The sequence below is a fragment of the Candidatus Limnocylindrales bacterium genome (assembly GCA_035559535.1).
Classification (GTDB): domain Bacteria; phylum Moduliflexota; class Moduliflexia; order Moduliflexales; family JAUQPW01; genus JAUQPW01.
Window position 1 is genome coordinate 89,294 of sequence record DATMBG010000006.1, and the last position, 19,776, is coordinate 109,069.

Here is a 19,776-nt window from a genome sequence, read left to right on the forward strand (position 1 = left end):
TTGGGAACTTCCTTATTACACCGCTTTACAGTCCCATTAGCTCCACCGGCTTAAAGTTTATATAGCATCCAATATACTACCACTCCAGTTACCGAGACATAGAGCCAAATAGGAAGGGTCCACCGGGCAATCTTCCTATGCTTGACAAACTGTTCTTTCCATGCTCGATAAAGGGTTATCAAAGCCAGAGGAACAATCCCGGCAGCAAGGAGGGTGTGGGAAATAAGGATTGTAAAATAGACCGGTCGAATCCAGCCCTGTCTGGTAAAACGTACCGAACCTACCTGATAATGATAGGTCAGGTAAGAAATAAGGAACAGAATCGATGTCATAAAGGCTAGCAGCATGCAGGTCTTATGAGCGGTCACCTTTTTTTGTTTGATAAAGAGAAATCCGGCCATCAAAAAGAGGGCACTGATTCCATTTAAAATGGCGTTAACGGTTGGTAAGTCGGAGATTGAAATCACGATTTTTAAAAGATAATCTGAGAAAGACACTTTTTCCGGTTCCGGTCGGTATAAGGACCCAAGCTTTCCTAAGGTCTCGGAGGAACAGATTCACTTTATTACCGGCCCGGAAGGGCGATCGTAGAGATCGCCCTTATAACCTTTCGGGATTACTTATGTTCAGCGGGTACTACCTGTGATGCTGTGGCCCGTGATCTATGATGAACAGCGGTCAGGTCTGGAAGAAGAGAGAATACCAGCAAGGAACAGATAATTAGAGGTGTAAGGGCAATGATTCCCAGGGTACGTTTTTCAAATTTAAGATGCATATAGTATAAGGCAACCAGCGAAGCTTTGCTCAGGGCTAGCAGGATAAGAAGGGCGCCTATAACTAATTTGCTAATGGGTAAGTAAATTACAACAAGTTCGGCAATGGTTAGGGCTCCCAGCCAATAAAACACAGCCATGTAGTTAGGTTCTTTATGGACGTTTTCCATCTTTTTCTCCCCTTTCCTTAGATCAGATAAACAAATGTAAATACCAAAATCCAGACAAGATCTACAAAGTGCCAGTACAAAGCAGCTATTTCGACAATATTGGGGAAATTCTTTTGTGAGAATTTTCCGGCAATGAGTCCTAGAAGTAAGACCACGGAAAGATACAGAACTCCTCCTGTAACGTGAGCGCCATGGAATCCTGTAATGGCGAAGAAAGTGGTACCAAAAAGCCAGGCTCCATAGGGATTACTGGTGAAAGTTACGTGTTTTCCATGGATCAAGTGGGTCCATTCATAGGCCTGCATTCCCAGGAAAAGGGTTCCCCCGGCGATGGTCATCAAGATAAATTTAACAAATGCTTTTCGGTCACCCCTTTTGCTTGCAGACAGGGCTTTTACCATGGTTACACTACTACAGATCAGCAGGAAGGTCATAAAGGCTGTTAACTGAATTCCCAGTACATGGGATGGAACAGGCCAATCGGCACTTCCCGCTCGTATAGCCCCATAACCGGCCAGTAGGGTTCCAAAAGACATGGCATCTCCGGCAAGGAATATCCACATTCCCAGTTTACCCCAACTTTCGGGTGTAAGGGGCGATTCTGCTGGTTCGACACCTACATGTGCATGTGTAAGGGTAGCTTCGTTCAATTTCTATTCTCCTTTTATGTCCAGGCCGGGCGTTACACGGACGTTCTTATTGAATCGGGTCCGTACACGCCGACGTCTGGAGTAAAGCAATATCCCTGCAATGGCTCCAGCAACCGTGAAGGGCATTGCCATCATGAATCGAAGACTCCACCGAAGGCCCTGGCTTATAGGATCATCGGATGCATCCATACAGACTGCACAGGCCTGGGCAATCATGGGAGTGAGCATCGTCATCATAGTTCCTAAAACGGGTAATACATAGCGGTTGATGAAAGAGTAAAGCATATTACCTACCTAAAACGCGAAACGTAAAACGTAAAGCGTGTTCGGTTAATATTTTATCTTCTGCGTTTTTATGGATTACGTTTCACGTTTCGTATTCTTAATCAGCTTAAATACACCAGTGTGTAAAGAACCGGCCAGAGAGCAACTACAAAATACCAATACATTCCGCAGATCTTCACACCGATGTAATGCCGGGTCATAAAATAAAGGCGATCCAAGGGGTTGTTTCTCCTTCTTACTCTGAAAAGCAAGATCAACAACCAAATTACAGCTCCCAGGACATGGGTACCGTGTGTACCAATCAACACATAAAAAGTAGATCCATATACGCCCGATGAAGGTGTAAGACCAAACCGGATGAGTCGGATCCATTCGTATCCCTGAATGACCAAAAAGGTCAATCCAAGGCAGGCCGTAACCAAAAGTTTATTGGCCAGTTGTTGATAATTTCTGTTTTGAATAGCCTGAAGGGCCTGATGCATGGTATAGCCACTCAAAAGTAAAATGGCCGTATTAATTCCGGTTACAAAAACTGGTAAGCGAGGTTGAAAAGGTGGTGGCCAGACCGCACTTCCGAAGCGGAAGAGAAGAAAAGCTCCGATGAGTCCGGCAAACAACATGACCTCGGCCCCTATAAATAGGACCATACCCACATAGGCATTGTTCATCTGAGAATCCATAAAATCCCCATCATCGTCATCGTCTGGACCAAAAGGAGGTTCAGGGATGGGCGGAGGTGGACCCTCTCCAATACTTTCAATCTCAAGGGGATCTATTACAGAGTCTAAAGTTTCTTTAGGCATTTTCTAACAGCTTTGAAATGTTCATCTACGAAGGGCTCCTTTTGAGACGCGGAGACAGAGGGACATGGAGATATGGGGACGCGGGGAAATGTCCCCGTGTCTCAAAAGGGGTCCTTCATGGATAAACAAAATCGACAATTTACAAAAATGTAAAAACATAGTAACCGACTTTACTTCAAAATCGCAACAACGATGGCAATGATAACAAGTAGAACTATAATTGCCATCAATATAGCGGCTACTCGACGATTTTTATCTGCGGTTCTACGTTCCTCGTTTGTTAAAACCATTTTTTATCCAAGGCCCAGATTCCGAGTTGTAAGGGAAGATATACAACAGAAGCAAGCAACAGGCGTCGCGCGGCTTCTAAGGAGCGAGAAACCGCGAGATCCAAGCCATAACCCAGGAATAGAATCCCCAGCACAAGGGCCGAGAAAAAATAAAGTGATCCGGCAAGTCCAATGAGAGTCGGCAAAAGACTTACCGTTAACAGAGCCAGGCAATGGTTTATAATCTGATAACCTGTACTCTTACCGTCCGGGCTAATCACAGGGAGTAGCTTCATCCCTGCTCGGGTATAGTCTTCACGATACAGCCAGGCAATTGCCAGGGAGTGGGGAATCTGCCATAGAAACAGAATAGCAAACAGGATCCAGGCTCCTACGCCCAACTCACCTCGGGCGGCAGTCCATCCTACCACAGGTGGTAAGGCCCCGGGAACTGCCCCTACGATACTACAAAGTGAAGTTTTCTTTTTCAAGGGGGTATAAAGAAAAAGATAGCTGATTACGATGATCCCGGTAATCAGGGCACTTAACAGATTTGTGAGAAGAGCCAGGTAAAGAAGCCCGCCCAGCGTGATTGCCACTCCAAAAGCTAAGGCCTCAACCGGTTGAATTCGGCCATCTGGTAGTGGTCTAAAGCGTGTACGCTTCATACAGGCATCGGCCTCACGCTCCATATACTGATTCAAGGCAAGGGTACCTCCGGCTGCAAGGGTAGTCCCCATCAGTGTATAAAGTAAAGCGATTCCATCCACAGTTTCTTTAGATCCTATATAAAAACCTATACACGTAGTTATTAAAATCATCAAGACCACCCGAGGTTTCGTAAGTTCCAGGAAATCTACCGCTCGCCTCCACTTACGGATCAGTTCCACATCCCTTATTTCCATTTGTAACATCAGGCCAGTACCTCCCCAGAAGTAAGTCCCCGATCTGCTCCAGGTTCTAGCTCCTTGGATACCTGATAAGATCGAAGTGTTAAAATTAGGCTGGTTGCCAGAATGGCTGCACCTACCGTCACATGCAGGGTTGTAGGAAGCACCGCCTTAAATGTCCAGATTGTAAAGGCTCCCAGCGCGATTTGTAGAATCAAAAGCCCTATCAACAGTAATCCTGGACGAAGTAAGAAAGATTCTTGGCGATGCTGTCGAATAATATGGATCACGGTCCAGCTAATACAGAGCGTAACCAGCAGAGCCCCCAACCGATGTAGATAGTGAATCAGAACCGCCGAAGATTCCAAAGGTGGTACGAGCCGACCAAAGGCCAGCGGAAAATCCGGGATTGCAAGGCCGGCACCCATATGGCGCATAATAGCACCTAAAATGAGTTGGACATAAATAACGGCTGTTGTCAAAGCACCTAACCGGGTTAGGGAGAGAGCAGAGATGTGGGGGTGTGGATGAGTCTTCACCTCTGCACCTTCATACTCCCATGCTCCCACACGCCCATACTTTCTTTCTCCGGTACTCCCATACTTCCCTCCTCCCTTACTATCTTTTCCCCAGTTTGGGTTCGTGAAAACGGCCAGGGCTATGGTTAAACAGAAAAAGGCTTGTGCGAGACAGGCATGGGCTACGGAGACCGAAGTGGGTAGCTTGAGGAGAACCGTAATGCCGCCGAGAAGGCCTTGCAGGATAATGGCCAGTAGGGCTATAAGTCCAAGCCGTCGAACCCATCTTCTGGATTCTTGCCAGTAAATCCAGATAGCTAATAGCGTCATAAGAAATCCAACCAGCGTAGCAGCCATACGATGGCCGTGTTCAAATAACACGCCACCTTCCATGGGAGGAAAGAACTGTCCAAAGGAGAGAGGCCAATCTGGAACGGCCAGACCCGAACCCGTACTGGTAACCAGACCTCCTATAAAGATCAATATAAAAGTGGCTCCTGCCGTTAAAACCGCAAATCGATGAAGCCAGATGTTATTCACTTTGCCTGTTTGCTTAATCAAGAAGAAGTAGCAAGGGTTTTAGTTGTTTCCAACAACTAAAACCCTTGCTACCGCCCTTAAAATCAGATTCATGGGAGTTTGTGGTTTGTACCAACGACTTGAGTGATTTTTTAGAGAGAGTAGACGGTAACGGAAGTCGTTGGTACAGAATTTTAATGCGCCCCTTTGGCTGTGGTTGTTTCCAATCGCCGATCTTGAGGCAGCCAGTCTTCGGCTACTTCAGGGGAGCTATACTCATAGGGGCCCCTATAGACTGTGGGAATTTTATCGAAATTACCATGGGGAGGGGGTGAAGGGGTTGTCCACTCCAAAGTATTGGCATGCCAGGGATTTCGATCCGCCCGTTTTCCGGCGAACAAACTCCAGATGAAATTAAACAGGAAAATAAGCTGAACGGCCCCCAGGCAGAAAGCACTTATGCTGATAAACACATTAATAGGTTGGAGGGGATGTAAGAATTCATACTGCATGGGGTTGAAGATCCGGCGCATATGTCCACCCACACCCAGAATATGCATGGGGAAGAAGGTTGCATTGAAGAAGATGAAGGTGAGAATTGCATGGATTTTTCCCAGGGTTTCGTTCATCATACGACCGAACATTTTGGGGAACCAGTAAGTAATAGCGGCGAAAATAGCAAAGATAATTCCGGCAACCACGTAGTGGAAATGAGCGACAATATAATAGGTATCATGGATGAAGATATCTACCGGTGTTGAAGCCATAAAGATCCCGCTTAATCCACCGATAACGAAATTGGACACGAAGGCAAGGCCAAAAAGCATAGGGGTTGTAAATCGAATAGATCCTCCCCACAGGGTACCTAACCAGTTAAAGGTTTTGATGGCCGAAGGAACGGCAATGACCATGGTGGTCATCATGAAAGTAGCCCCAATGAGGGGATTCATGCCGCTGACAAACATATGATGACCCCAGACGACCCAGGAGAGGAAAGCAATGGCCGTCATGGCAAATACCATCCCCCGATAGCCGAAGATTGGTTTACGGGAAAAAACAGACAGAACTTCCGAAGTAACCCCCATGGCGGGAAGAACTAGAATGTAAACTTCGGGGTGACCGAAGAACCAGAAGAGGTGTTGCCAGAGGATAGGCTCCCCACCTCCTTCTGGAAGGAAGAAATGGGTTCCAAGCATACGATCAAACAGTAGCATAGCCAGGGCTGAAGTTAACACCGGAAGGGCCAGCAGAAGGAGAATGGCTGTAATGAAAAGGGACCAGGTTATCAGCGGCATTCGGAAAAAGGTCATCCCAGGGGCCCGCATGTTGATGATGGTGGTAATATAATTAATGGATCCCATAAGCGAAGAGATACCCATGACAATAAGGCTGATACACCATAGATTCTGTCCCCAATTTACACCTGTATATTCCACTTTAGCCGTAAGTGGTGCATAGGAGGTCCAACCTGCTGCTGCAGGCCCGCCTGGGACAAAAAGACTTGCTAACATGATAATACCGGATAGAAGGCCAACCCAGAAGGAAAGCATATTAAGAGTCGGGAAGGCCATATCCCGGGCCCCAATGGTAAGGGGAATAAGAAAGTTTCCAAAACCACCGACCATAATAGGCATGACCACGAAGAAGATCATCAATGTGGCATGCATGGTAAAGAGGGAATTATAGAGCGGTGCGGTGATGGCACCCATGGGCATGTTTTTGGTTAACCAGTTTTGTTCGCTTTCGGGTTTCGATAACCATTCGGCCCAGGTTTGATCCATGCTTGTTTTGGGCTCCCCGGTATCGATAAATTCTTTTGAAGCGCCGATGATCGGTAGTGGTTTTTCAGGAAAGGCCAGTTCCCATCGGATTAACATGGCCATTAATCCCCCGATGATTAACATGAACAAACCCATAAAGAGGAACTGCCGACCTATCATCTTATGGTCGGTTGAAAAGATGTATGTGCGCACAAAGCCAGGATGAGCATGGGCTTCATGCACTTCATGCGTACCTTTGGCTGCTCTGGATTCACTCATCGTTTGTTTTTAGTTAGAGGGTTGTAAAGCGAAACGTCACTTCATACTCAGCAAAATCCTCTGAAACGGCGTTTCCCCTTACAACCCCTTATCTCTGGTTCATCAACCCAAGCACCGCTTAACCATCCCGTCCACTGCAAAAACAACCAGAGAGGCAAAGATGGTTTAGATTCTTGGTTAAAGTTGGTTCTGTTTTCTTTGGCACAGGTCCTACACCTTTCCTGAGCAGGTTATTGCGCTTTTTCAGTCGAGGGCCATTTTTCCTTGACCCACGCAGCATACTCCTCAGGCGTATGGACGATTAAAGAACCGAGCATTCCGGAATGTCCAATTCCACAAAGTTCTGCACAAGGAAGTGGATATCTACCCGGTTTAGTCGCCTGAAACCAGGCCAAAATGGTCCGTCCAGGTAAAACATCTTGTTTTAAACGCAGGTGGGGAAGGAAGAAGCTATGGATAACATCCTTTCCTACCAACTCAACTCGAACTACTTTATTAACCGGAACATGGATTTCATCCAGTATCGCCGGATCTCCGGGACGTGGAAGATCATCTTCTGTTCCAAACTTCCCGTCAGGTCCCGGGTAAGTAATATCCCAGTTGAACTGCTTGGCAAGAACCCGAATCTGTACCTCTCCAGGCGGTATGTTCATTTTGATGTGACTCCAGGCTGCTTGGCTCTTGAATGCCAGCAAAATCAAAATGATTGCCGGAATAGCGGTCCAGATAATCTCGAGGGTGGTACTTCCATGGGTATAAATCGCCCGACGTCCCTCTTGATAGCGGTACTTAATAAGAAACACAATCATGGCTACCGTGACCAGCAGGAAAACAATTCCCGTAATATAGTAGATAAGATAGAAAAGGGAATCCACTTCCTTCCCGTACGTGGATACATCTTCTGGAAGCCAATTTAACATCCGCATTTTTCTATCCTTTCCACGGTTCTCGTTTTGTATCTGAAGCACAAGCCTCAACTCCCATAGGGCTTACCTCAATCTCTACCAAAACCGTGGAAGGATAGATATAAGAAATCACTTCGGGGCTTTGAATTCGATAAATTTTAGCTTCGGTAAGAAACGTCTTTGCCGAAAAGCCTAGAAGAACCTTACACTTAGGATACGAAATAATACTAGGAATTAGGTTCTACTTTGTCAAGAGAATATTTGTCTAGAACATCGAAAGTTAATTTAAATTACTGCCATTCTCGAATAAATTTCTCAGCCATTAAAACATCCTCTCGACTCCCGATGATAAGAGGAACTCTTTGATGAAGTTCTGTAGGCTGAATATCTAGAATTCTTTCGTATCCTGTACTGGCCAATCCCCCCGCTTGCTCTATAAGGTAGGCCATAGGAGCCGCCTCATAAAGAAGTCTCAGTTTCCCCTTTGGGTTTTTACTATCCGCAGGATATAGGAAAATACCCCCATAGAGAAGATTACGATGAAAATCTGCAACTAACGATCCAATATAACGGGAGGAATAGGGACGATCCGTTTTCTTATCTTCTTCTTTTAAATAGTTGATATAATTCTGAACCCCTTTTCCCCAACGGTTAGAATTCCCTTCATTAATACTATAAATTTTTCCCTTCTCAGGTATTCGGATGTTTTTATGGGAGAGAAGAAACTCTCCAACGGTCGGATCCAGAGTAAATCCGTGCACCCCATGACCCGTGCTATAAACCATCATGGTACTGGACCCATAAAGAATATACCCGGCTCCTACTTGCTTATATCCTGGCTGGAGGACATCTTCTAAGGTCCCCCTTCCTTCCTTGGTAATTCTCCGATGAATAGAGAAAATGGTTCCGACACTGACATTGGCATCGATATTAGAAGAACCATCCAAAGGATCCAAAAGAACAATATATTTTCCCAGGGGGTATCCATCTGGAATTGGGATCAAATCGGCTTCCTCCTCTGAGGCCAGAGCACATACATGGCCAGAACGCCCTAAAATTTCTAAGAGTACGTTATGGGCAAATTCATCCAGTTTGGTGACCTTCTCCCCTTGAACGTTCTCCGTCCCTGTGAATCCTAATATATTGGTTAGACCGGCTCTCCTGACTTCTCGGGTGATAACTTTGGCTGCCAGGGTAATCGTCGATAAAAGGTCTGAGAATTCTCCTGTAGCACCTGGAATTTCCCTTTGTTGCTCTAAAATATACCGGGATATTGTCATGATTGGTTTCATATTAAAATCGACGCAAAGCCCCGACTTTGCCGGGAAAAAAGCGTCGCCTCCTTGAGACCTTAGTAACCTTAAGCCTGTCCTTCGATAACCAGGCATATACTTTTATGCGACGTTTGTCAAAGAAAAAGTGGTTTTAATCAGCAGGATCCGGGTTGAGAGTCTTTTTGAAAGACCTGGATTCAAAAAGAGTCAAATATAATTAAAAATTTTTATTTTGGAAGGCGAAAGATAGGTTTTTCTCCTTGACAAGGGGGAGGGTTTTTATATGCTTTAATAGCAGTAAACTTTTTGGATCCTGACTCCAAACTCTTCACCTAGAGGTGCTCCATGACAACCAACATATTTGATATCTTACCTCCTTCAACGGATAGGATTTGTGAAATTTATGCTCTAAAACTTGGGGAGATTACACGGGATACTTCCTTCGTTGTTTATCTCACCGATTTTGGCGTTCCCATCACTACGTTTTATTATGTTTGGTGCATTAAAGGATCTGATGGGATAGTCCTGGTAGATACGGGATTTACTTCAAAAATTCCCCAAAGTCAGGCCGTTCGTAACCTCACCAGTCCTGTAGATCAACTGGCTAAAATCGGAGTAGATGCCAAAGAAATTTCCACAGTGATCATCAGCCATCTTCACTGGGATCATGCTGGAGGATGTAACTTTTTTCCTAAAGCTACTTTTTATATCCAAAGGCGAGAATTTGAATTTTTTACCGAGAATCCTTTAAGTAAATATAAACCTTTCACAAAGGTTACTTATCAAGAAGGCTTGGAACAACTGGTTAAGCTTAAGGAAGCTGGACGGGTGAAGTTAGTGGAGGGTGCCGCTCCTATCGCTCCGGGTATTTCTGTGATGTTAGCTCCAGGACATACGCCAGGTCTTATGGTAACCCTGGTAAACACGGCCCGGGGAATTGCTGCCATTAGCTCGGATTGTGGCCATCTATTTCGGAACTTCGAAGAGGAAATACCCTCCAGTATTATTACCGATATGATAACCTGGCTGGAGAGTTACCGACGAATCAAGGGGGTTGTCTCGGCTCCGGACCTCATCTTTCCCGGTCATGATGCCCTGATGATAACCCGGTATCCTCGTGTAGCAGAGGGAGTTTCCAAATTGGTATAGAACCTGGGGGTAGCCACAGGCTACCCCCACGGCCATTGAACAGGAGGTTATTGCTGTTTCTTTTCCTCTTTTTTCTCCATACCTCCTTTAGAGAAAGATAAATTTACCGTAATGGTATCACCTTCCTTAAGGTCTTTAATCTCAGCGGGAGGAAAATGTACGTCTAAGGTGCCCGCCCCGGTCTTTACGCTCACCATACCGGTATTGTGATCAATCTTGGTGATCGTACCGCTCATGCTGTGTTCCCCATGTTTCTTTTCCGGCTCAGCCGATAAGGCAGGAATGGCACTACCGATTACAAAAATAACGGCTATTAAAAGAGCTAAAACTTTCTTCATGCCTTTTTGTTTACAAAACTTACTATTGTCTGAGATTAAATAGTAAGTTTTGAAGGGCACTCCTAGTTGCCCGGAAAGATAACCCTATTCTCTAAAAAGGACCTTCTTAGCAGCTCACTTTTTAAATTATGAAACAAATCTTAAAAACGTCAAGTACTCTTCAATAATTTCTTAATCCCTATCAAGTTTTAGATTAAAAAGTTAAGGCTCTTTCAATAAAGAAAGACTGGGACAGGTGAAAAACTTGTCTTATCCGTTTAATACTCAATCTGGATAGAAATATCCTATGACCCATGGAGTGATCCCCCCAGGATCTCCCCTAAACCGAGGAGTCATCATGCGATGTTTCAACGTAAAAATGGTATAAGGCCCATACCCATAATGAAGGATCTCTGATAAATCCCCGGTTATCCAGATCTGCTGAAGCGATATATGAAAATAACTTTTAAGTCTATAAGAAATTATATCCCTTTAATCAGAATTTTTAGGAGCGAAGGATTCTCCCTGGTCCTCCTGGTATAATTTTTTAAGACCTTCCTCTACATCCGATAGGGTAAAGCTTAAAAGGTTCTGGATTTTATTAATGGAAAAAGAGCAGTCGGCAGGCATATTGACCGTTAAGACACTGGCCATGGAAGCCGGTTCTATAAGGTGGATAGGGTATCCATAGAGTTCGGCAAATTTCTTTCCGAATTCGTATCGTGTAATCCGCTCCCTTCCACCCAGATGAAATATCTCCCGTTTTGTAGAAATGGTAGCCACCTCCTTTAAAGCCTCAACAGCTTCAGAAACCAACAGGGGAGTCCTATATTGATCGGTAAATAACTTCGTTTTACCTCCCTGGGTCCAGGTTTTTCGTAACCAGTCCAGAAAACTTTCGCTAAAACTATTGCCAAAACCGTACATTAAAGATATCCGTATGATAAGATAGTCCGGAGCATTTTCGGCTGTTACCACTTCTCCAAGTAGCTTGGTTTCCCCGTAAAAATTTAAAGGATCCGGAAGGTCGGTTTCTTTATAGAAACTCCGTTTTCCATTAAAAACCAGGTCTGTGGAAACATAAATAAAGCGGCTATTTTTGGGAGATTCGAGGATTAGATTTCGAGTTCCCTCTACATTGATTCGATAGGCCGATTCCTTATCTTTTTCACATACCTCTACCCTAGCAAGGGCTGCCGTATGGAAAATCAGATCAGGTTGGACTTTTTTCAGGACCTCCCGGACCTCACCTTTATCTGAGATATTTAACTTTAAAGTTTTAACCCTTTCCATTTGGAAAGGGTGATGGTAATAACCGGCGAAAACCCGGTAGTGATCTTTTAAAGCCTTTACCAGATTCCATCCGAGGAATCCACTCCCTCCGGTTACGAATACAGTTTTAGCGGGCTCTTTGTTTTCGTTCATAGAGTGAGGAGCCTCCTTTTTCTTCTGGGGATTTTATAAAGTAAAATCTATTCTATGGGGTAAGGTACGTTCTAAATCTTAGATAGCCATAAAAATGTATTGACATTGGGTTAATCCCCTGGAAAGATAAAGCGTCTATTATAGTGAATTTGGAGAAAATGGGCATGGAAGATAATAGAATTTATTGGTTGGCCTTAAGTCTCGTACAAGGGGTAGGAGCTATCCTCTTCAAACGATTAATAGAAGCCTTCGGCTCCCCACGTAATGTTTTTGAGGCTTCTCCAGAGGCCCTTCAACAGGTAGACGGCGTTGGGGCTAAAACGGCCCATCATATTAAAACGTTCTTCAAAACAGATATCCTCAGAAAACAGCTTCAACTTTTAGAGAAACATCGGGTTCAGATTGTAACCCTTAGCGACTCAAACTACCCGGAGCTCTTAAGAAATATTTTCGATCCGCCTCCTGTTCTATATGTGAAAGGAACTTTCTCAGAAAGGGACCAGTTGGCCGTTGCCGTAGTTGGTTCGAGGAAATCTTCTTCATATGGGCGATTAACCGCCGAAAAGATCTGTTTAGATTTGGTTTCCAGGGGTGTCACCATTGTAAGTGGATTGGCCAGGGGAATCGATAGTTTTGCCCATCGGGGGGCCTTAAAGGGAGGGGGAAGAACTATTGCAGTTCTTGGAAATGGAGTTGATTGCATTTATCCACGGGAAAATCGAAGGTTATACGAAGCGATTGTGGAAAAGGGAGCGGTAATTTCTGAGTTTCCTTTAGGAACTCCGCCGGATCGAAAGAATTTCCCGGTTCGAAATCGAATTATTAGTGGGCTGAGCCTGGGTGTTGTGGTAGTAGAAGCCGGTGATCAAAGTGGAGCTTTGATCACAGCCGACCAGGCCCTCGAGCAAGGGCGTGAAGTCCTGGCTATTCCCGGGAACGTTTCTTCCTACACCAGTCGAGGGACCCACCGTTTGATCAAGCAAGGTGCTAAATTAGTAGAAACTGCAGAAGATATTCTGGAAGAGCTTTCTCTATCCCGTATAGGGGCTGGAACCCAAATCCAACCTCTGCTTTCAAACTCTTCTCGCTCCATCCCACCCCATTCCCCCGAGCGAAAAGGGATGATCTCTTCTTCACCCTTTCTTAAAGGTCTTAAAGGAGAAACGACTCCTCCCCTGGAAGATCTTACAGAAGATGAGAAGTCGGTCTATGCAGTCATCGGTTCTGAACCTTTGCACGTAGATGAAATTGTTCATCGCCTTCAACGTCCAGCAGGATTTGTGTTGGGAGTTCTCATGATGTTAGAGATGAAAAACAAAATCAAGCAGCTTTCCGGCAAGATGTTTATACGAAATGACTTCTAAAAAAGTGTGGGGGTATGAAAGTATGGAAGGATATCCTTCCACACTCCCATACCCCCACACTCCCATACTCCTATATCCCCTCCACTTCTATCGGGTTAAAGCCTACTATTTCGAATAATAGTTATCTCTCCGACATTTGACATTGTTTGATAGCCGGGTGTAAGGTAGAAGATCCAACATTTTCTCAGAGGTTACTTAAAAAAGCATTTTTTACCCCTTCAGAGGTTTTGTTCTACCTCTAGGGGGTCTTCCTTTCTGTAAGCTGTCCTCGTTATAGGGCAGAGGAATAGACTTTGCAAAAAGTAATAACTGAGTCTCCGATAAGCATCTCTAGGGTTAGGAGAAAGTCCTCGAGGGTTTCTTTAGAAGTTTTATTTTTAAAAATATGGGAGGAGAGATAAATATATGGCAGAAAATAAGATATCAAGGGCTGAATCCGGTTTTGATTTAGGACAGCTCATTCAAAAACTTTTTCAAGATCTTTCCCGATTAATGCAAAACGAGGTTCAACTTCTGAAGATAGAGCTTGAAGAAGATGTGTCCAAGTTGATGAGGGGAAGCATTCTCCTGATAATCGGGGCGGTTTTTGGATTTTTTGCCTTTGGGGTTTTGACGGTTACCTTGATTGCGTTATTAATGAAGGTCCTTCATAGTTTGATTTGGTCAAGTCTTATAGTAGGAATGGTCTACCTTATTATAGGCTATATTTTAATAGAGATAGGAAAAACTAAGGCCCGGCAAGCAACTCCTGTATTAAATGAGAGTATAAAGGAGTTGCAAAAAGATAAGGACGTCATAGGAAAGGAATTATAATTATGGAAGAGATAAGAAAGCCAGTGACAGAGCCTCTAAGTATTGAAGAGGTTAAACAGCAACTCAAAGAATCCATTGAAAGGGATAGAAGAGCTGTTGCTCGAACTATTCGGCATGTGGAGCGTGAATTCAAAAAAGAAGTAACCCAATGGATGGATTGGCGGGAGTGGGTAAGAACTTACCCCGTCAAAGCGGTTATAGGAGCTGTCTTCATTGGATTTTGGTTAGGAAGGAAATTCTAAAAAAATTAACCGCCCGGGATGCCCGGTTTATCCAGATAGACCCTTCTTTCTACTTTGATGGGGTTATGAATAGAAAACATCCGGAGAAGGGGAAATTTATGCTTTTTACTCTGAAATTTTTTTGTATCCCTTAAAATTAGAGGGAGTTTTTGGCCTTTGTTTGCTTACTTAACCCGATTTTGTGAGGCTTAATCCCCTTGATTTCTTCCCCAAGGGTTAAGCTTGCTGAAGTCTCTTTTCTGGTAGCGTCAAAGGGTATTTTTTATTCTACGAACCTCCCAACGCGTATCTTTAGGAAAAATCAAGTATTATTCCCATCATCGGAAGTTGACAAGAACGGTTGTAGAGTGTATTGTGCACTTGTAATGGGACGATACGCGATCATACCTCCCATAAAAGTTTGCATAAACGCTCAAAGCGTGTTGTTTTCAGATGAGAGATCTTTCCGAAAGGAGAACATGTAACGGAGTTCACTTATCAAGGGCGACTCCGTTATTCGGAATACTTATCTATGACAAAATCTTTAGTGATTGTAGAATCTCCTGCGAAAGCAAAAACCATCAGTAAGTTTTTAGGTCCTCAATATACCGTTAAAGCATCTGTTGGGCATGTTAAAGACCTCCCGGAGAAAGAACTGGGGGTTGATATTGAGAATAATTTTAAACCTAAATACGTGGTTATCAAGGGTAAGAAAAAAATTTTATCTGAAATCAAAGAGGCTGCCAAGAAAGCAGACGCGATTTATTTAGCTCCGGACCCGGACCGGGAAGGAGAGGCTATTTCCTGGCATATTGCCCAGGAGCTTAAAGACAAGCAAGATCACATCTACCGGGTTATGTTTAACGAGATTACCCGGCGAACGGTTCTGGAATCCATGAAGAATCCAGGTCGGATTGATCTCAATAAAGTAGATGCCCAGCAGGCCCGAAGGATTTTGGACCGCCTGGTGGGATATAAAATTAGTCCCCTCCTCTGGAAGAAAGTTCGTAAAGGGCTTAGTGCAGGGCGGGTTCAATCGGTAGCGTTGCGGTTGATTTGTGAACGGGAGCGGGAAATTCAAAATTTTGTCCCGGAGGAATACTGGTCCATTACAGCTCATTTAAGAGGTGAGTTTCCGCCGGATTTCGAAGCCAGACTCTTTAAATCGGGCAATGAGAAAATCAAAATAGAGAATGAACAACAAGCCCGATCTATCTTGGAAGATCTGGAGGGGGCTTCTTATAAGGTAGACAAAATTGACAAAAAAGAACGAAAGCGGAATCCAACTCCCCCGTTTACGACCAGTACTCTTCAACAGGAAGCTGCAAGGAAACTAAAATTCTCTGCGAAGAAGACCATGATGATTGCCCAGAATCTCTATGAAGGCCTTGAAATCGGTCAGGAAGGTGCAGTGGGTCTGATTACCTATATGCGAACAGACTCTACTCGGGTATCGGAGGAAGCCCAGGCAGAAGCTCGCCAATACATTTTAGAAAAGTATGGAAAGGACTATGTTCCCGAAGTACCCCATAAATACAAAACCCAAAAAGCGGCCCAGGAAGCCCATGAAGCTATCCGCCCCACTTCGGTTTATCGGGTTCCGGCATCCTTAAAAAATTACCTGACGGAGGATCAGTACAAACTCTATGAGCTAATCTGGAACCGATTTATTGCCAGTCAGATGGAATCGGCCCTCTTAGAAGTAACAACGGTAGATATCCTGGCCGGTAAGTATCTCTTTCGGGCAACCGGGTCTGTGATAAAGTTTTTGGGGTTTATGAAAATTTATGTGGAAGGCAAAGATGATATCCAGCAAGGAATCAATGAGGATGAAGGAGATTTGGATTCAGATCAGGATAAAATTCTACCTCCACTTCGAGTAGGTGAAGTCCTGACCCTCCTGAAGCTGGTTCCCAAACAGCATTTTACCGAGCCTCCACCCCGGTACTCCGAAGCCAGCCTGGTCAAGGAGTTGGAAGCTCAGGGGATTGGGCGTCCCAGTACCTATGCAACGATTTTGAGTACAATCCAGCAGCGGGATTACACGCGAAAGGAAAAGGGAAAGTTTGTTCCCACCGAGTTAGGTATGCTGGTAGTGGACCTTCTTCTGGAAAATTTCCCTCACCTTTTTAATGTAAAATTTACTGCGGAAATGGAAGATCAGTTGGATAAGATCGAAGAGGGGAGAGCTAACTGGGTTCAATCTTTGGAAGAGTTTTACCGATCCTTTAATCAAGAGTTGCAGAAGGCCTTTGTAGAAATGCGAGATGTTAAAAAAGAGATGGAGGAAGTAACCGAAGAGATCTGCGAGAAATGTGGTCAGCCTATGGTAATCAAGTGGGGCCGTTATGGGAAGTTTATGGCCTGTTCCGGTTTTCCTAAATGTCGAAACACCCGAAAAATCCCGCAAACTGAAGATGGTCAGGTCAAAACTCAAACCGAAGTGGTTACCGATGAAAAGTGTGAAAAGTGCGGTAATTCCTTAGTTGTTAGGGAAGGGAAGTTTGGAAGATTTCTTGCCTGCTCTACTTATCCCAGGTGTCAGTTTACAAAACCTTTCAGTACTGGAATTTCCTGTCCAGAAGAAGGGTGTAATGGGACGCTGGTAGAGCGGCGGGGACGAAATGGGAGAACTTTTTATAGTTGTAGTAATTATCCAAACTGCAAATACTCCCTGGCCTATAAACCTGTTGCAGAGCCTTGTCCAAAGTGTCAGGCTCCTTTTTTGATTGAAAAATGGGATAAAGATCGTGAGACTTCTATTATTCAATGCCAGCATAAAGGATGTGATTTTCAAAAGCAGGAGTCGGAGGCCAGAAACCCGGAGTTAGAGTAAAAGCGGAATCAAATTTAGAAATCGGTATTCGAAAGAAAATCCAGATCCTATCGGAAATTTTTGTATTCTGACTTCTAATTCCTGAATATCCAATGACCATCATTATAGATGGATATAACTTTATCGGTCGGTCTCGAAAATTAAGGATCGAAGATCCCCACTGTCGAGAAAAGCTCTTTCGAAAATTGACCGATTATTGCAGACTTCGAAAGAAGGATGTTATTGTTGTCTTCGATGGGGCTTGTCTGGGACCCGGGGTGGATAAAAAACGGACCTACGGAAGGATTACGATCCTGTATTCTTCAGGAGGGCTTAGTGCCGATGAAGAGATTGTAAGACTAATCCGTGCCGACAAACAAAAAAAGCAATTGCTGGTAGTCACTTCGGATCATGAGGTTCAAAACTATGCAAAATCCATGGGGACCCAGGTGACTAAATCGGAAGAATTTGAGCGGGATATCGAGAGAGTTTTTGCTCAAAATCGCGGCCGGGAAGAGAGAAACCGCCGCCTTTCCAACAAAGAGGTCCAAAAGTGGCTGGAAATCTTTAGTCAATCTCCCTCAGATGAGGGAGAAGTTGACTTCCCTTCGGGAGAGGATGTAAAATCTTTTCCTGAGGAAAGTCCTCCAAAAAGAGAAGCCACGGCAATGCAAGGGAGTAGTATAGATGAATCGGCGTCCCCATTTCAGAAGAAACTTCCCAGTGTAGCTAGAAAAAACAAAGGAGTTCTCCAAGAAGAAAGGATTCAAAAGCTAAAAAAGATAAAGAAAAAAATGCCCGAGAAACAAACCCTGGATCGGGTTCATGTTCATCTTTCTGAGTTAGAAATTCAAGAATGGCTGAAAATCTTCAAGGAAAAATAGAAACTTATTTAGATAAATTCCTGGGATATCTGCAGATAGAAAAGAATTTATCCCAACGAACAATTGAAAGTTATCGAACCGACCTGCTTCAGTTCGAGAAGTTTCTCCAAGATACCCGGTTTGGTATAAAAGAGCACTCCCCAGAAGGTTTGATAGATTGGACAAGGATAGATAAAACCGTTATCCGGGCTTTCCTGGGCCATTTACATGAAAAAGGTCGGGCTAAGACTTCGATAGCCAGGAAATTAGCTGCCATTCGTTCCTTTTTAAAATATTTGAATCGGGAGGGTATTTTGACTCTGAACCCGGCTTCCTTTGTAACCAGTCCCAAGCTTCCCCAAAGAATACCCTCCTTTCTATCTGTTTCCGAGGTATCCACCCTGCTGCAGTCTGTAGATCCCCAGGTAAATCCTGAAAATTCAAGTTCTCAAACTTCAAAGAGAATAGGCTTCTCAGCCCCTCATCTCCTTAGCTTAAGGGATCATGCCATCTTAGAGGTTTTATATGCTACGGGGATAAGGGTTGGAGAGCTGGTTAATCTGAAGATTAATCAGGTTAACTTTGAGGAAAAAACAATCCGGGTACGAGGTAAAGGAAAAAAAGAGCGGATGGTTTTATTGGGAACACCTGCTGTGGCAGCTTTGAAGGCTTATTTGCTCGAAAGAGAACGGTTGGAATCTCTGTTAAGAACTGAGAGAAATGAAAATCCACCTCTTTTTGTCGACTATAAAGGGGATCCTCTAACAGACCGAAGTATACGGCGTATTGTAGAGAAGTGCGTGCGAAAGAGCTTACTTTCTAAGCAGATTTCTCCCCATTCCCTTCGTCACACGTTTGCAACTCATCTGTTAGACTCTGGAGCCGATTTACGTGCTATTCAAGAATTACTGGGTCATGAGAGTCTGTCCACGACTCAAAAGTATACCCATGTAAGTATAAATAAACTGATGGAGGTCTATGAAAAAGCGCACCCGAAAGCGTAAATAGTCCTTTGTTGGTTGTCTGTTGCTTTGTAAGGCTAGAATGACCTGTTCCCTGATTCCTATAAACCGACAACCTGAAATCTATCCGGAGAAGGGTCAATGAGCAGTTTAATAAATAAAAGAAACAACGGACAACGGACAACGGACAACGGACAAGAAATGTTTCATTCTACAACAATTTTATCTGTTCGGCACAAAGGCCGTGTTGCTATGGCTGGAGATGGACAAGTTACCTTTGGGGATACAATTATGAAGCATAATGCTCGAAAAGTCAGGCGGATGTACCATGATAAAATTATAGCGGGCTTTGCGGGTGCCGCTGCAGACGCTTTTGCCCTTTTTTCCAGATTTGAAAATAAAGTAGAAGAATATCGGGGTAACTTATACAGAGCCTCGGTAGAGCTGGCTAAGGACTGGAGAACAGATAGAATTCTTCGAAGGTTAGAAGCTCTACTGGCTGTGGCAGATCGGGATTATTCTTTGATTATCTCGGGAACAGGAGACATTATCGAACCCGATGATGGCATTATCGGTATAGGTTCTGGGGGTTCTTATGCGCTGGCGGCAGCCAAAGCTTTGGTCCATCATACCGATTTGAGTGCGAGGGAAATTGTTGAGGAGGCCATGAAAATCGCTTCCTCTATTTGTGTTTATACCAACGATAAAATTATCGTTGAAGAACTTTAAACTTTATTAGAAATAAGTTTTTA

At 44.1% G+C, this 19,776-nt stretch carries 20 protein-coding genes; 8 read left to right on the forward strand and 12 right to left on the reverse strand.

The features are described from left to right. Positions 1 to 50: 50 nt before the first annotated feature. From VNM22_01425 to fbp, 10 genes are all read right to left on the reverse strand, one after another. Positions 51 to 497, reverse strand: coding sequence for a DUF420 domain-containing protein (locus tag VNM22_01425; protein ID HWP45797.1), 447 nt, complete (start codon positions 495 to 497; stop codon positions 51 to 53). A 119-nt stretch (positions 498 to 616) separates the two neighbouring features. Then, a complete protein-coding gene (locus VNM22_01430) occupies positions 617 to 943 on the reverse strand; it encodes a cytochrome C oxidase subunit IV family protein (protein ID HWP45798.1) in 327 nt (108 codons plus the stop codon). A 17-nt stretch (positions 944 to 960) separates the two neighbouring features. Beyond that, a complete protein-coding gene (locus tag VNM22_01435) occupies positions 961 to 1,593 on the reverse strand; it encodes a cytochrome c oxidase subunit 3 (GenBank protein ID HWP45799.1) in 633 nt (210 codons plus the stop codon). 3 nt (positions 1,594 to 1,596) lie between these two features. After that, a complete protein-coding gene (locus tag VNM22_01440; GenBank protein HWP45800.1) occupies positions 1,597 to 1,878 on the reverse strand; it encodes a hypothetical protein in 282 nt (93 codons plus the stop codon). 101 nt (positions 1,879 to 1,979) lie between these two features. Next, positions 1,980 to 2,681, reverse strand: coding sequence for a heme-copper oxidase subunit III (locus VNM22_01445; protein HWP45801.1), 702 nt, complete (start codon positions 2,679 to 2,681; stop codon positions 1,980 to 1,982). Positions 2,682 to 2,961: 280 nt separating this feature from the next. Further along, complete coding sequence (cyoE, locus tag VNM22_01450) at positions 2,962 to 3,864, reverse strand: heme o synthase (GenBank protein ID HWP45802.1); 903 nt, start codon at positions 3,862 to 3,864, stop codon at positions 2,962 to 2,964. Then, on the reverse strand, positions 3,864 to 4,898 hold the full coding sequence (locus tag VNM22_01455) for a COX15/CtaA family protein (protein ID HWP45803.1): 1,035 nt from the start codon (positions 4,896 to 4,898) through the stop codon (positions 3,864 to 3,866). The genes cyoE and VNM22_01455 overlap by 1 nt, the downstream gene beginning before the upstream one ends. Positions 4,899 to 5,071: 173 nt before the next feature. Next, positions 5,072 to 6,916 (reverse strand): cbb3-type cytochrome c oxidase subunit I, encoded by a 1,845-nt coding sequence (locus VNM22_01460; protein ID HWP45804.1) that lies wholly within the window; start codon positions 6,914 to 6,916, stop codon positions 5,072 to 5,074. Positions 6,917 to 7,146: 230 nt separating this feature from the next. After that, complete coding sequence (coxB, locus tag VNM22_01465) at positions 7,147 to 7,842, reverse strand: cytochrome c oxidase subunit II (GenBank protein ID HWP45805.1); 696 nt, start codon at positions 7,840 to 7,842, stop codon at positions 7,147 to 7,149. A gap of 269 nt (positions 7,843 to 8,111) precedes the next feature. Further along, positions 8,112 to 9,113 carry a class 1 fructose-bisphosphatase gene (fbp, locus tag VNM22_01470; GenBank protein HWP45806.1) on the reverse strand — a complete coding sequence of 334 codons (1,002 nt, stop codon included), beginning with the start codon at positions 9,111 to 9,113 and terminating at the stop codon, positions 8,112 to 8,114. Positions 9,114 to 9,440: 327 nt separating this feature from the next. Between fbp and VNM22_01475 the strand changes: the two genes are divergently transcribed. Then, positions 9,441 to 10,244, forward strand: a complete 804-nt coding sequence (locus tag VNM22_01475) for an N-acyl homoserine lactonase family protein (GenBank protein HWP45807.1) — start codon at positions 9,441 to 9,443, stop codon at positions 10,242 to 10,244. Between the two features lie 47 nt (positions 10,245 to 10,291). Here VNM22_01475 and VNM22_01480 read toward each other — a convergent pair whose 3' ends face one another. Next, the gene (locus tag VNM22_01480) at positions 10,292 to 10,582 is read right to left on the reverse strand and encodes a hypothetical protein (protein HWP45808.1); all 291 of its coding nucleotides are present in this window, start codon (positions 10,580 to 10,582) and stop codon (positions 10,292 to 10,294) included. Between the two features lie 471 nt (positions 10,583 to 11,053). Further along, the gene (locus VNM22_01485) at positions 11,054 to 11,986 is read right to left on the reverse strand and encodes an SDR family oxidoreductase (protein HWP45809.1); all 933 of its coding nucleotides are present in this window, start codon (positions 11,984 to 11,986) and stop codon (positions 11,054 to 11,056) included. A gap of 164 nt (positions 11,987 to 12,150) precedes the next feature. On the opposite strand from VNM22_01485, the gene dprA reads away from it, so the two are divergent. The 7 genes from dprA to hslV all read left to right on the forward strand — a co-directional run bounded on the left by dprA (position 12,151) and on the right by hslV (position 19,753). Beyond that, positions 12,151 to 13,350 (forward strand): DNA-processing protein DprA, encoded by a 1,200-nt coding sequence (gene dprA / locus VNM22_01490; protein ID HWP45810.1) that lies wholly within the window; start codon positions 12,151 to 12,153, stop codon positions 13,348 to 13,350. Between the two features lie 405 nt (positions 13,351 to 13,755). Next, complete coding sequence (locus tag VNM22_01495) at positions 13,756 to 14,163, forward strand: phage holin family protein (GenBank protein ID HWP45811.1); 408 nt, start codon at positions 13,756 to 13,758, stop codon at positions 14,161 to 14,163. A gap of 2 nt (positions 14,164 to 14,165) precedes the next feature. Then, the gene (locus VNM22_01500; protein ID HWP45812.1) at positions 14,166 to 14,405 is read left to right on the forward strand and encodes a hypothetical protein; all 240 of its coding nucleotides are present in this window, start codon (positions 14,166 to 14,168) and stop codon (positions 14,403 to 14,405) included. A gap of 511 nt (positions 14,406 to 14,916) precedes the next feature. Next, positions 14,917 to 17,220 (forward strand): type I DNA topoisomerase, encoded by a 2,304-nt coding sequence (gene topA / locus VNM22_01505; GenBank protein HWP45813.1) that lies wholly within the window; start codon positions 14,917 to 14,919, stop codon positions 17,218 to 17,220. 92 nt (positions 17,221 to 17,312) lie between these two features. Continuing rightward, complete coding sequence (locus VNM22_01510; GenBank protein HWP45814.1) at positions 17,313 to 18,083, forward strand: NYN domain-containing protein; 771 nt, start codon at positions 17,313 to 17,315, stop codon at positions 18,081 to 18,083. Continuing rightward, positions 18,056 to 19,066: a site-specific tyrosine recombinase/integron integrase gene (gene xerA, locus VNM22_01515; GenBank protein ID HWP45815.1), complete on the forward strand. Its 1,011-nt coding sequence runs from the start codon at positions 18,056 to 18,058 to the stop codon at positions 19,064 to 19,066. Before VNM22_01510 ends, xerA begins: the two co-directional genes overlap by 28 nt. A gap of 159 nt (positions 19,067 to 19,225) precedes the next feature. Next, positions 19,226 to 19,753 (forward strand): ATP-dependent protease subunit HslV, encoded by a 528-nt coding sequence (hslV, locus tag VNM22_01520; GenBank protein ID HWP45816.1) that lies wholly within the window; start codon positions 19,226 to 19,228, stop codon positions 19,751 to 19,753. Positions 19,754 to 19,776: the final 23 nt, after the last annotated feature.